Origin of the sequence: Polaribacter staleyi, assembly GCF_038024045.1 — a bacterium.
GTDB lineage: Bacteria > Bacteroidota > Bacteroidia > Flavobacteriales > Flavobacteriaceae > Polaribacter > Polaribacter butkevichii.
Map to the genome: position 1 here is coordinate 4,153,081 of NZ_CP150665.1, position 11,607 is coordinate 4,164,687.

An 11,607-nucleotide genomic window follows, 5' to 3' on the forward strand; every position below is an offset into this window, starting at 1 on the left:
GTTTTTATTGATACATTTTTTATGAAGAGAGTAAGTGTTTTAGGTTGTGGCTGGTTGGGTAAATCATTAGCAATTTCATTATTAGATGAAGGGTATTCTGTAAAAGGTTCTACTACTTCAGAAGATAAATTAGAGTTGTTAGAAATGAATAATATTGATCCTTATATTGTTAATATTTCTGAGTTTGAAGAGTTTGATGATTTCTTATCTGCTGATATTTTAATTATAGCTATTACCTCTAAAGATGTGGATGGTTTCGAAAACTTAATTTCGCAAATAGAAAATTCTGAGATTCAAAAAGTAATTTTTATCAGTTCTACATCTGTTTACGGAAGATTAAATAAAGTGATGACAGAAGAGGATGCTGTTTTAAAAACTCCGTTAACAGAAATTGAAAACTTATTTAGAGAAAATACTTTTTTTGAGACAACAATTATTCGCTTTGCGGGTTTATTTGGCGATGTAAGACAACCTAGTAATTGGTTTAAAAATGGACGAAAAATTCCGCAGCCAAAAGGATTTGTAAACATGATTCATAAAGAAGACTGTATCGAAATTATACATGAAATTATTGATCAAAATTGTTGGAATGAAACGTTTAATGCCTGTTCTAATCATCACCCAACTAGAAGGGAGTTTTATACCATAGCAAAACTAAGTAACGGTTTTGAGGTGCCTGAATTTGAAGAGAATGAAGTGTATGAATGGAAAATTATCAGTTCTAAAAAAGTACAAGAAGTGTTAGGCTATACTTTTATTCATGATGATTTACTTTCTATTTAAGGTTAAGGTTAAGGTTTAAAGTTTAAAGTTTAAAGTTCAAAGTTCAAAGTTAAAAAGTTTCAATTTTTGCTAACTGCTAACTGCTAACTGCTAAGAATACTTCTTCTTTCTTAAGTAGTTAAAAACAAAACCAAAAGCAAACAATAGAAGTAGCGGTAAAACAATATTTAAAAACTGCCAGAAAGTACGCTCTTTAAAGGCTTTTTGCTTGTCTAGTGTTCTTATCTGTAATGTTTTGTTTCTTAGTTGAATTAAGCCTTCATCATCTAATAAGTAATCAACCGTATTTAAAAGAAAATCTTTATTTCCAAACTGTTGGTTTGTCCATTTATCTCTATTTAAATCGAAAGGTTGTTCTTTTAAAATTTGATTTTTTCCAACATCACCATCAGAAATAATAACCATTTTATTATCGATAGCGTTCTCTTTAAAAATAGGAGTTTCAAAAGGTTTTACTCGGTTTTTATATGCCGATTTAAAATTACCTTCTAATAAAACTGCAAATAGTTGATTCCCTTTATTATAATCTTCTTCAACAACTTCATCAGCAATAGACTGCAATTCTATAAAACTAGGTGTTCCAACTTTTTTGGTCAATAAAGAACTCATCAATAAAGGTGTTTTCTTGATGTTGTTTTTTAACGTATCAATCTGGTTTGCAAATTGTAATCTTACCGGAGAAACATTTTTTGTTATGGGATGATTTGGATTGCCACCAACTAAAGGGTGAAAATACCAATCTAAATTTTTAAACTGCGTTTGATTGCCTACTTTTCCGGTTGCTAACGGAATTTGAGCGGCATATAAATCTTTAATCAATGTGGTGTTTATTCGTATTCCGTAAGAAAATAATAAATCGGTTAAATTTAAATCTCTTGGATAGGCTAACATTTTACCGTTTGTAAATAAACTGTCTTGATCTGCTTGCACATTGTCTATCATCCACAATGTTTTTCCGTCATTGGCGATAAACTGATCTAAAGTTAGCTTTTCTTTCTCGGTGAATTTTTGTGTAGGTTTTGCAATAATTGCCAAATCTAAAGACATTAAATCTTTTAACGTTTGTTGTGGTTTTGTATCCACAGAATCTAACGTGAATTTAGCTAATCTGTACTTTTTAGCAACTTCACTTAAAAAACTATATTGGTAAATGTCTTGTAATTCTCCGTTTCCTGTAATTACAGCAACTCTTTTTTGCTTCTTTTGAATAACACTGTTAATAGCATTAGAAAAACTATATTCTAAATTTTCGATGGCTTTTTGTAGTTGTTCATCTTGTGATGCTACAATGGCATTGGGTAACAAAGAAACGATGGTTGCTTTTTTACCATAAGATACTTCTGCCCAAGGAAAAATAATAGCTTCAGAAAGTTTTCCTTCTTCTTCTACAGTTAATTGACTTGGCAACATACCTCGTTTTATTAACGCTTCTCGCTGATTATCTGGTGCTTCGAAATTGATTTTTATATTTGTATTTGTTGCTGCTAATTCTTCTAAATACTGACGGGTTTCTACTTGTAACCTTTTAAATTCTGAAGGAAAATCTCCTTCTAAATAAACGGTGATAAATAGAAATTCATCAACTTTAGAAACAATGTTTTCTGTAGTTTTAGAAAGTGTGTAACGTTTGTCTGCTGTTAAATCTAATCGTTTATAAAAGGATTGGCTAAGGATGTTTAAAACGATTAAGCCTACAATTAGAATTGCGATGTTTTTTATTTTCTTATTCATTATCTAAACGTGTTTTAGTGATGAATAAAAAGAATACTGTTATGCTTAAAAAGTAAATAATATCTCGTGTGTCAATTACACCTCTAGAAATACTTTTAAAATGTTCATTAAATCCCAATTGTTTAACGGTTAAATCATTACCAAGTGAGTCTGAAATGGCATCAAAACCGTAGTATAAAAATAAGGTGATAAAAACGCCTAATATAAAAGCTACAATTTGGTTTTTAGAAATTGTAGATGTAAATAAACCAATGGCAGTATAGGCTGCTGCTAAAAATAATAAACCAATATAAGAACCAATAGTGCTGCCAAAATCGATGTTTCCAACAGGGTTTCCTAATTGAGTAACGGTGTAAACATAGGTTAAAGTGGGTATTAGTGCAACGATAACTAATAGGAGTGAAGCCGAGAACTTACCTAAAACAATTTGCCAATCAGAAATTGGTTTTGTTTTTAAGAGTTCTATGGTTCCGCTGTTAAATTCGTCGGCAAAACTTTTCATGGTAATAGCCGGAATCAGAAATAAAAAGACCCAAGGAGCAAAAAAGAAAAATGAATTTAAATCTGCAAAACCTGCATTTAAAATATTAAAATCATTTTTAAAAACCCATAAAAATAAACCGTTTATCAATAAAAAAACACCAATAACCAAATAGGCAATGGTACTTGCGAAAAATGAGTTGAATTCTTTTTTTAGGATTGCTATCAAATGTTAAATTTTTATATTTCTAAAAGTATACAAACAATTGTCATTTCAAATTTTACTAAAAAACGTATAGAATATAGATTTCTCTTCGTTCCTCATTCGAAATGACAATTGATTGTTTTAATTTTATTCAGATTTTCTATTTTTCTAACTTGTAAATTCTGTTGTCTTCAAAATTTTCGTCTGTTCTTTCTGTTTGCAAATCAAAATCTAGTTTGTCTAATAACGCAATAGAAGCCGTATTATTTTTATGTGTAAAAGCTTCTATGGTTTTTAATCCCATTTTTTCGAAACCAAATTCTAAAACCTCTTCAAAAGCTTCTGTCATGTAACCTCTTTCTTGATAATCAGGATGAATTTCGTACCCAATTTCTGCATAATTATCTGCAACATCAAAATTACGTAATCCAATGGTTCCTAATAATTCAGAACTATTATTAGATTGTAATACCCAAAAAATCCCTTTGTTTTCGGCTACTAAATTAGAAATTTCATCGATAAAAGCTCTAGATTCCGATAAATTTTTTGGTGGTACTCTGCTTATAAATTCATTCACCTCCTTGTTTGCTCTTAAACCAAAAATTGCTTTTGCATCCTCTAAGTTTATTGCTCTTAATGTTAATCTTTCTGTTTCTAAAACAGGGAAAGTAGTAAAGTCGAAATCCATTTTTATGTTTATTATTTGTCTTAATTTTTATTGTAAACTCACTTTTTTGTCTACGCTCCAAGCCAAAGGTTTATCATTAAAAAGCGCCTTTGTTTTTGCCCAAACTTCTTTAAAAAGTAGCGAGTTTCTATATGTTTCTAAATCTTCTTCTTTTTCCCAGTAAGAATAAGTAAAAAAGATTTCAGGGGTTGTTTTGTCTTGATATAGTTCTAATAAGGTGCATCCTTTAGAAGCTCTAATTAATGTTTTTTTCTCTTCAAATATTGATAAAAATGATTCGATATGTTCTTTGTGAAAGCTCATTTTTACGATTCTTACAAACATATTTTTAAGTTAAAGGTGAAAAATCTGGCTGTGAGTCATTAATAAAATCAATGGTTATAGAGTCTCTATAGTTTAAACCCAATAGAGTAGATGCCCCTCCAACGGTTTCTAAATTACTTCTATAAATAGCAATTTCTAAATATCCGGCAGAATTAAAAATAGCCAATCTACTGCCGTCATATTGTATGCTATCGTGAGCATTATCTCCGGTTACTTCATTGTATTTTGCAAATATTTTTGTAAAAAAATAACGACTAGCACTTACTTTAAAACGACGTCCTCTACCAATGGAGTTAAACATTTTTTTACTGATATTACTAATTACGTTTCCATAATTATCAATATAAACAACGCCTCCAATAATTTTATTTTTTTCTTGATTTACCTTAGGTTGAATTTCAATTAATTTTTTATAATCCTGAATTTCTTTACCAATCACTGTTAAATTTCCGCCTCTGGCGATAAAACAAGCAACTTGTACAAAAACATCTAAAACAGGAAAACTACTTTCTATTCTGTCATGAATATTAATTTCTACAATTTTTGTAGGATTAATTTCAGAAGCAATCATAGAGATTAAGCCATTATCTGGACAAACAAAAAAATGATTGTCTAATTCTATGGTAATATGTTTATTGTCGTTACTTAATTCAGAGTCTACACCAACAATGTGTATGGTGCTATCAGGAAAACTTTTGTAAGAGTTTTTTAAAATATAAGCCGTTTCTGTAATGTTAAAAGGAGAAATTTCGTGTGTAATATCAACAATTTTAGCATCCGGAAGTTCTGAGTAAATAGCTCCTTTTACAGCGCCAACAAAGTGGTCTTTTGTTCCAAAATCTGTTGTTAAAGTGATTATAGACATTAAAAAATGGGCTGTTAATTAATTGTGTAAAAGTTGTTAACTATTTAACGCAAATCTAATCATTTTAAAAAAATTATTGGTTATTTTTAGTTGAAATATAAATGTAATCTATTAATAAAAATTAATCATTTGAACGAACGCATTATAGAGCTTACAGAAATCAATCCGAAAGATTTTTTTGGAGCACAAAACAGTACTTTAGAGCAATTAAAAAAGTATTTTCCTAAAATTAAAATCGTAGCTCGCGGATCTAAACTTAAAGTTTATGGAGACCCAGAAATTTTAGATGAGTTTGAAACTAGATTAGAACGCTTAATAAAGTATTTTAATACCTACAATAAGTTAGATGAAAATAGTATTGAACGTATTTTAACTTCTAACGGAAATGATGAAAAAACAGCTTCGGCAAAAAATGCGAGAGAAGTTTTAGTACATGGTGTTGGTGGTAGGTTAATTAAACCCCAAACAGATAACCAACGTAAGATGGTTACCTTAATGAATAAAAATGACATGTTGTTTGCCGTAGGGCCAGCAGGAACAGGAAAAACCTATACCGCTGTTGCATTAGCGGTAAAAGCATTAAAAGAAAGAGAAGTTAGAAGAATTATTTTAACAAGACCTGCGGTAGAATCTGGAGAAAATTTAGGTTTTTTACCAGGAGACTTAAAAGAAAAGTTAGATCCTTATATGCAACCTTTATATGATGCTTTAAGAGATATGATTCCGCATGAAAAATTAGAATCTCATATAGAAAAAGGAGTCATACAAATTGCACCTTTGGCATTTATGCGTGGTAGAACTTTAGACAATGCCTTTGTGATTTTAGACGAAGCGCAAAATACTACCCATAATCAAATGAAGATGTTTTTAACAAGAATGGGTAAAAGTGCTAAGTTTATTATTACAGGAGATCCTGGTCAGATAGATTTACCTAGAAAGCAAGTTTCTGGTTTAAAAGAGTCTTTATTAGCGCTAAAAGATATTGATGGAATTGCCCAAGTTTATTTAGATGATAAAGATGTGGTAAGACACCGTTTGGTAAGAAAAATTATTAGTGCTTATAAAAGTATAGAAACAGAATAAAAATTTTAGTTGTTAGTAACTAGTCTTTAGTTTATTTTTGCGGCCACAACAACATAACATATAATGAATACAATTAACGATACGAATTTTAAATTTCCGAATCAGAAGTCTGTTTATATAGGGAAAGTAAGAGAAGTTTATAATATTAATGATGAACTTTTGGTGATGATTGCAACAGATAGATTGTCTGCTTTCGACGTTGTTTTACCACGTCAAATTCCGTTCAAAGGTCAGATTTTAAATCAGATTGCCACAAAAATGATGAATGATACCGCAGATATTGTTCCTAATTGGTTAATTGCAAACCCAGATGAAAATGTAGCAGTAGGGCATTTGTGCGAACCATTTAAAGTAGAAATGGTTATTCGTGGTTATATGTCTGGTCACGCAGCGCGTGAATATAAATTAGGTAAAAGAACTTTATGTGGTGTTGAAATGCCAGAAGGATTAAAGGAAAACGATAAATTTCCAGAACCTTTAATAACACCTTCTACCAAGGCAGATAATGGCGATCATGATGAAGATATTTCTCGTGAAGACATTTTATCAAAAGGAATTGTTTCTGAAGCAGATTATTTAGTTTTAGAAGATTATACACGTAAATTATTTGCTAGAGGAACAGAAATTGCAGCAAAAAGAGGGTTGATTTTAGTAGATACTAAATATGAATTTGGTAAAACTAAAGAAGGAAAAATAGTATTGATTGATGAAATTCATACACCAGATTCTTCTCGTTATTTTTATGCAGACGGATATCAAGAAAGACAAGATAAAGGCGAAAGTCAAAAACAATTATCTAAAGAATTTGTACGCCAGTGGTTAATTGAAAACGGTTTTCAAGGAAAAGACGGGCAGCAAGTTCCAGAAATGAATGATGAAAAAATTATCGAAATTTCTAATAGATATATAGAGTTATACGAACAAATTACTGGAGAAACTTTTGTAAAGGCTTCTACAGAAAATGTATTACAAAGAATTGAAGAGAATGTACTTCAATTCTTAAAATAATATATTTGTTTGTGTCATTGCGAGGAGGAACGACGCGGCAATCTTATCAATATTAGTTAAAAATCAATAGATTACTTCGTCATACTTCCTAGTAATGACGAAGTAAACAAAATAAACAACCATGATTATAGAACCAAGAACAAGAGGATTTATCTGTTTAACATCGCACCCAACGGGTTGTGAGCAAAACGTGATCAATCAGATAGAATATGTAAAATCAAAAGGAAAAATAGAAGGCGCTAAAAAAGTAATAGTCATAGGAGCTTCAACAGGGTTTGGGTTGGCTTCAAGAATATCGAGTGCTTTTGGTTCTGATGCAGCTACAATTGGTGTTTTCTTTGATAAACCAGCAACCGAAGGAAGACCAGGGTCGCCAGGTTTTTACAATACAGCAGCTTTTGAAAAACAAGCAATTGCAGCAGGTTTATATGCAAAAAGTATTAATGGAGATGCTTTTTCTAACGAAATAAAAGAGCAAGTTGTAAACTTAATTAAAGAAGATTTAGGTCAAGTAGATTTAGTAATTTACAGTTTAGCCTCACCAGTAAGAACACATCCTGTAACAGGAAAAAGATATAAATCTGTTTTAAAGCCAATTGGCGATGTTTTTTCTAACAAAACAGTAGATTTTCATACAGGTAAAGTATCAGAAATTTCTATCAATCCGGCAGAAGGAGAAGATGTAGAAAACACCATAAACGTAATGGGTGGTGAAGATTGGAAAATGTGGATGGACGCGTTACAATCTGAAAACTTATTAGCAGAAGGAGCTACCACAGTTGCTTATTCTTATATTGGCCCAGAAGTAACAAAACCAGTATATAGAAACGGAACCATTGGTGCTGCAAAAGATCATTTAGAAGCAACAGCTTTTACAATTGCAGACGATTTAAAATCGATCGGTGGTAAAGCATTTGTTTCTGTAAATAAAGCGTTAGTTACCCAAGCAAGTTCTGCAATTCCTGTAATTCCTTTATATATTTCTTTATTGTATAAAGTGATGAAAGCAAAAGGGATTCATGAAGGATGTATAGAACAAATTCAGCGTTTGTATAGTGAGCGTTTATTTGGCGGAGATTTAGCCTTGGATGAAAAAGGAAGAATTAGAATTGACGATTGGGAAATGAGAGAAGATGTACAAGCAGAAGTTAACAAACTTTGGAAAACAGCTACTACAGAGAACTTATCTGAAATAGGAGATTTAGAAGGATATAGTAACGATTTTTACAACCTTTTTGGTTTTAAAGTTGATGGAGTAGATTATGATGCTGATGTAAATGAAGTGGTAAGCATACCTAGTATTCAGTAAGAATTTTATCCCGCGATAGCGGAATTTTAAATATAAACCTCACAGATTTTACTTTGTGAGGTTTTCTTTTTTATCTTGTAAAAAAAATATCCTAAATGAAGGCTGTTACTTTAAAACAATTAAAAGATGAACTCTCTTATAAATCTGCAGATGAGTTAAAAGAGTTGTGTTTGCATTTGTCTAAATTTAAGAAAGAGAATAAAGAATTACTTACGTATTTGTTGTTTGAATCTCATAACGAAGAGCAATATATACAGAGTGTAAAAGACCAAATGGAGGTGCTTTTTTCTGAAATAAATACTAAGAGCTTTTTTTATATTAGAAAAAGTGTGAGAAAGATTTTAACACTCACAAAAAAGTTTATTAGGTATTCTAAAAAGAAAGAAACAGAAGTAGCATTATTACTCCATTTTTGCCGTCTTTTAAAAGAGTTTAGACCATCAATGAAACAGAGTGCAAGGTTATTGGCTACTTTTGATAGGCAAGTGCTTTTAATTAAAAAAGCGATTGCTACTTTTCATGAAGATTTACAATATGATTATCAATTAGAACTAAACGAATTATTAGATGAATAAGAAAGAAAGACCCATTTTATCGGATTTAGTAAACGCAGGAACTTCTGAGATGGAAAAGTTTCAAAACGAAGTTTTAAGGCCAATTATAAAGATGCAACATGCTTTGTTAATTAGTTCATTTAAAAACTATCTTCAAAAAAGAAAGGTTGATTTTACTGTTTTACCAGATAAGAAAAAGAGAAGTAAAGTAACGGCTATTTATAAAACGGATAATAATTATAAGAATTTTACTTTGGGTGTAATTATTGGTCATTTTTCTACGGATGAATTTGCTTTTTATAGTGATAATTCATCAGAAATTAATAAAAGAATTTTACAAATAACGGCTCAAAGAATTAAAGATAGTATTGCCGAAATATAAGTTAGTTCCAATTAATAATAAATAAAGATAATTTTTATAATAAATAATTTAGATAATGTCAAAATTTTTAAATGAAGGATTACTTTTTAAGTATTCATCATGTAATCAGTTCTTATTACATTTATTAATAAATAACTGTTTTTGGATGGGACCACCTGATAAATTAAATGATCCGTTTGAAGGTGGTTTTCGAATTAAGAATATAAAAAAGTATCAAAATGAATACTTCATAAAAAAACTTTTAAAATTTAAAAGAAAAACCATTTTGGATGATTACGACTATGATGAAGATTTAAATAAGTCAATGAATGATGAATATTATTTTTCTAATATTTTATCTGAATATATTAATAGTTTGATTATGAGTGAATTTGGAATTTCATGTTTCACAAAGAATCCTGAAAGTCTAAAAATGTGGTCTCATTACGCAGACTCTCATAAAGGAGTATGTTTAATATTTGACGAAGTAAAGTTGAAAACAGGTATAAGTAAACAACCAAATGTTTCAATGAATAAAATTAAATATTCTAATCAACTTCCTTTTGTCGAGTTAGTTAATCATGACGCTAATGAGGATTCCGACGATTATATTGGAATTAGAGAAGAAGGACCATTTTTATTTAATAAACTATGTAGTTGGAGTGAAGAAGAAGAGACGAGGTTATTGATTAATAAAAACTTTGATTTATTTCCAGATAGAAGGCTAAAATTTGATAGCGAAAGTTTAGTAGGAATAATATTTGGTGCACGAATAGGAATCGACAATTTAGAAACGATCAAAAATCTTATAACAGAATTCAATAAGTATAATAATGTTAAGCTTTATACATCAAATAAACACATTGAAAAGACGGAAATGATTATAAAAGAATTATAATTAAATAGATCAAAAAAATAGCTTTTAGATTTTTCTAAAAGCTGTTTTTTTATAAAGTAAATATTTTATTTTTTTGTTTGTATAGTGGTTTTTCTTGGGCGTCTTTCTCTAAATGTTCCCGCAAAAAGAAGTCCCCCAATAATACCCATTAAAATAAAAGCTACTTGTTCAAATAAATTTGCAGAACCAGTAGTGGTAGATGGGTTAAAAAAGGAGTTACTTAATCCCATAAAAGATTTACTTCCAGGAACAAGCATAATAACACCTTGAATTAAATAGACCGTTTTTGGTGTTTTAGAAATTCTACCAAATAATCGACTGACTCCTACAACAACCAATGTTCCAAAAAAAGTACTTACTAAAACTCCGTATCCAGATAATAGAACGGTTGTAAAAAAGGCAGATGCTCCTGTAAGTACTCCAAAAAGCATGTCTTTTTTTCGTACTTGAAAGATTGGTAAAAGAGCAATTGAAAATATAGGAACAGCACAAAATATAGTCCATTTTGGCATCGAAGATACATGATAGGTTAAATCGATATCTACCAAAGAGGTCATTAATGCTAAGCCTAGTAATACACCAAAAAATTGTTTAAATAGTAAGAGGATAGAGTCGAAAAGTTTTGCACCTCCAGAAACTAAACTTTTAGATGTTATTTCTTCTAAAGCGGTTGTAATTGCTAAACCAGGAATAAAAATAATAATGGAAGCAATAATGGTTAAACCTAAGTTAAAGGTAGGAAAAACTAGAGTTAAAAGGCAGCAAATAATGGTTACCACTAAGGCGCTTAAAGATTCGAATACATTTTCTATATATTTAGATTTTGTAGCTAAATAAACCAAAAGATATATTAACCCTCCTAATAAAATAGAAAAAGCAAAAGAAATCCAATTGGTACCAATCATAATACTAAAAGAACCTGCTCCAAAAGCATAGGCCAACGTTAAGTAATAATGATTTACTATTTTAGTTTTAGAGTGAATAATTTTTAATTCATTACTTATGGAGTCGTTATCAATTTTTAAATCGATAACCTTATTGGTTAACTCTGCTATTCTAGAAAATGCCCCTAAATTTAATGATCCAGGAGGAATACATTCTATATAATTATAAGAATTTTCATCCTCATAAAAAACATAATTAATCCATGTAGGGGAGTCCATAAAGCTACCTGTAAAACCTTGCGTTTTAGCAACTTCTGTTAGGTAAGTTTGGATTTTATAGGAAGGAATACCGTAAATATGTAACGCTTTTCCAAGCTCAATTATGAAATAATATTTTTCTGGAACTTTCATTTGTACTAATTAAAGAGGGCTAT

At 30.1% G+C, this 11,607-nt stretch carries 13 protein-coding genes; 7 read left to right on the forward strand and 6 right to left on the reverse strand.

What is annotated here, in order from left to right; all coding sequences use genetic code 11:
* Positions 1–21 precede the first annotated feature (21 nt).
* On the forward strand, positions 22–783 hold the full coding sequence (locus WHD07_RS17270) for an NAD(P)-binding domain-containing protein (protein WP_343329386.1): 762 nt from the start codon (positions 22–24) through the stop codon (positions 781–783).
* Positions 784–873: 90 nt separating this feature from the next.
* Here the strand turns inward: WHD07_RS17270 and gldG are convergent, their stop codons facing one another.
* From gldG to WHD07_RS17295, 5 genes are all read right to left on the reverse strand, one after another.
* Positions 874–2,514 (reverse strand): gliding motility-associated ABC transporter substrate-binding protein GldG, encoded by a 1,641-nt coding sequence (gene gldG, locus WHD07_RS17275; RefSeq protein ID WP_343329387.1) that lies wholly within the window; start codon positions 2,512–2,514, stop codon positions 874–876.
* Positions 2,507–3,223, reverse strand: a complete 717-nt coding sequence (gene gldF / locus WHD07_RS17280) for a gliding motility-associated ABC transporter permease subunit GldF (RefSeq protein ID WP_343329388.1) — start codon at positions 3,221–3,223, stop codon at positions 2,507–2,509. Before gldF ends, gldG begins: the two co-directional genes overlap by 8 nt.
* Positions 3,224–3,359: 136 nt before the next feature.
* On the reverse strand, positions 3,360–3,887 hold the full coding sequence (locus tag WHD07_RS17285; RefSeq protein ID WP_105048005.1) for a GNAT family N-acetyltransferase: 528 nt from the start codon (positions 3,885–3,887) through the stop codon (positions 3,360–3,362).
* Positions 3,888–3,914: 27 nt separating this feature from the next.
* Positions 3,915–4,211 (reverse strand): putative quinol monooxygenase, encoded by a 297-nt coding sequence (locus WHD07_RS17290; RefSeq protein ID WP_105048006.1) that lies wholly within the window; start codon positions 4,209–4,211, stop codon positions 3,915–3,917.
* A gap of 4 nt (positions 4,212–4,215) precedes the next feature.
* On the reverse strand, positions 4,216–5,076 hold the full coding sequence (locus WHD07_RS17295; protein ID WP_343329389.1) for an SAM-dependent chlorinase/fluorinase: 861 nt from the start codon (positions 5,074–5,076) through the stop codon (positions 4,216–4,218).
* Positions 5,077–5,205: 129 nt separating this feature from the next.
* On the opposite strand from WHD07_RS17295, the gene WHD07_RS17300 reads away from it, so the two are divergent.
* From WHD07_RS17300 to WHD07_RS17325, 6 genes are all read left to right on the forward strand, one after another.
* Complete coding sequence (locus WHD07_RS17300; protein ID WP_343329390.1) at positions 5,206–6,159, forward strand: PhoH family protein; 954 nt, start codon at positions 5,206–5,208, stop codon at positions 6,157–6,159.
* Between the two features lie 63 nt (positions 6,160–6,222).
* A complete protein-coding gene (locus tag WHD07_RS17305) occupies positions 6,223–7,167 on the forward strand; it encodes a phosphoribosylaminoimidazolesuccinocarboxamide synthase (protein WP_343329391.1) in 945 nt (314 codons plus the stop codon).
* 121 nt (positions 7,168–7,288) lie between these two features.
* A complete protein-coding gene (fabV, locus tag WHD07_RS17310; protein WP_343329392.1) occupies positions 7,289–8,476 on the forward strand; it encodes an enoyl-ACP reductase FabV in 1,188 nt (395 codons plus the stop codon).
* Positions 8,477–8,571: 95 nt separating this feature from the next.
* Complete coding sequence (locus WHD07_RS17315) at positions 8,572–9,051, forward strand: hypothetical protein (protein WP_343329393.1); 480 nt, start codon at positions 8,572–8,574, stop codon at positions 9,049–9,051.
* A complete protein-coding gene (locus tag WHD07_RS17320; protein ID WP_343329394.1) occupies positions 9,044–9,412 on the forward strand; it encodes a glyoxalase in 369 nt (122 codons plus the stop codon). The genes WHD07_RS17315 and WHD07_RS17320 overlap by 8 nt, the downstream gene beginning before the upstream one ends.
* Before the next feature lie 145 nt (positions 9,413–9,557).
* Positions 9,558–10,289 (forward strand): DUF2971 domain-containing protein, encoded by a 732-nt coding sequence (locus tag WHD07_RS17325; RefSeq protein WP_343329395.1) that lies wholly within the window; start codon positions 9,558–9,560, stop codon positions 10,287–10,289.
* Between the two features lie 65 nt (positions 10,290–10,354).
* Here WHD07_RS17325 and WHD07_RS17330 read toward each other — a convergent pair whose 3' ends face one another.
* A complete protein-coding gene (locus WHD07_RS17330; protein ID WP_343329396.1) occupies positions 10,355–11,584 on the reverse strand; it encodes a threonine/serine ThrE exporter family protein in 1,230 nt (409 codons plus the stop codon).
* Between the last annotated feature and the right edge of the window lie 23 nt (positions 11,585–11,607).

Excerpts from the sequence above, each read along its gene's own strand:
- WHD07_RS17315 (WP_343329393.1), top strand. The coding sequence starts at position 8,572 with ATGAAGGCTGTTACTTTAAAACAATTAAAAGATGAACTCTCTTATAAA.
- WHD07_RS17290 (WP_105048006.1), bottom strand. The coding sequence starts at position 4,211 with ATGTTTGTAAGAATCGTAAAAATGAGCTTTCACAAAGAACATATCGAA.
- WHD07_RS17330 (WP_343329396.1), bottom strand. The coding sequence starts at position 11,584 with ATGAAAGTTCCAGAAAAATATTATTTCATAATTGAGCTTGGAAAAGCG.
- WHD07_RS17305 (WP_343329391.1), top strand. The coding sequence starts at position 6,223 with ATGAATACAATTAACGATACGAATTTTAAATTTCCGAATCAGAAGTCT.
- gldG (WP_343329387.1), bottom strand. The coding sequence starts at position 2,514 with ATGAATAAGAAAATAAAAAACATCGCAATTCTAATTGTAGGCTTAATC.
- WHD07_RS17295 (WP_343329389.1), bottom strand. The coding sequence starts at position 5,076 with ATGTCTATAATCACTTTAACAACAGATTTTGGAACAAAAGACCACTTT.
- WHD07_RS17270 (WP_343329386.1), top strand. The coding sequence starts at position 22 with ATGAAGAGAGTAAGTGTTTTAGGTTGTGGCTGGTTGGGTAAATCATTA.
- WHD07_RS17285 (WP_105048005.1), bottom strand. The coding sequence starts at position 3,887 with ATGGATTTCGACTTTACTACTTTCCCTGTTTTAGAAACAGAAAGATTA.
- WHD07_RS17320 (WP_343329394.1), top strand. The coding sequence starts at position 9,044 with ATGAATAAGAAAGAAAGACCCATTTTATCGGATTTAGTAAACGCAGGA.
- WHD07_RS17325 (WP_343329395.1), top strand. The coding sequence starts at position 9,558 with ATGGGACCACCTGATAAATTAAATGATCCGTTTGAAGGTGGTTTTCGA.
- fabV (WP_343329392.1), top strand. The coding sequence starts at position 7,289 with ATGATTATAGAACCAAGAACAAGAGGATTTATCTGTTTAACATCGCAC.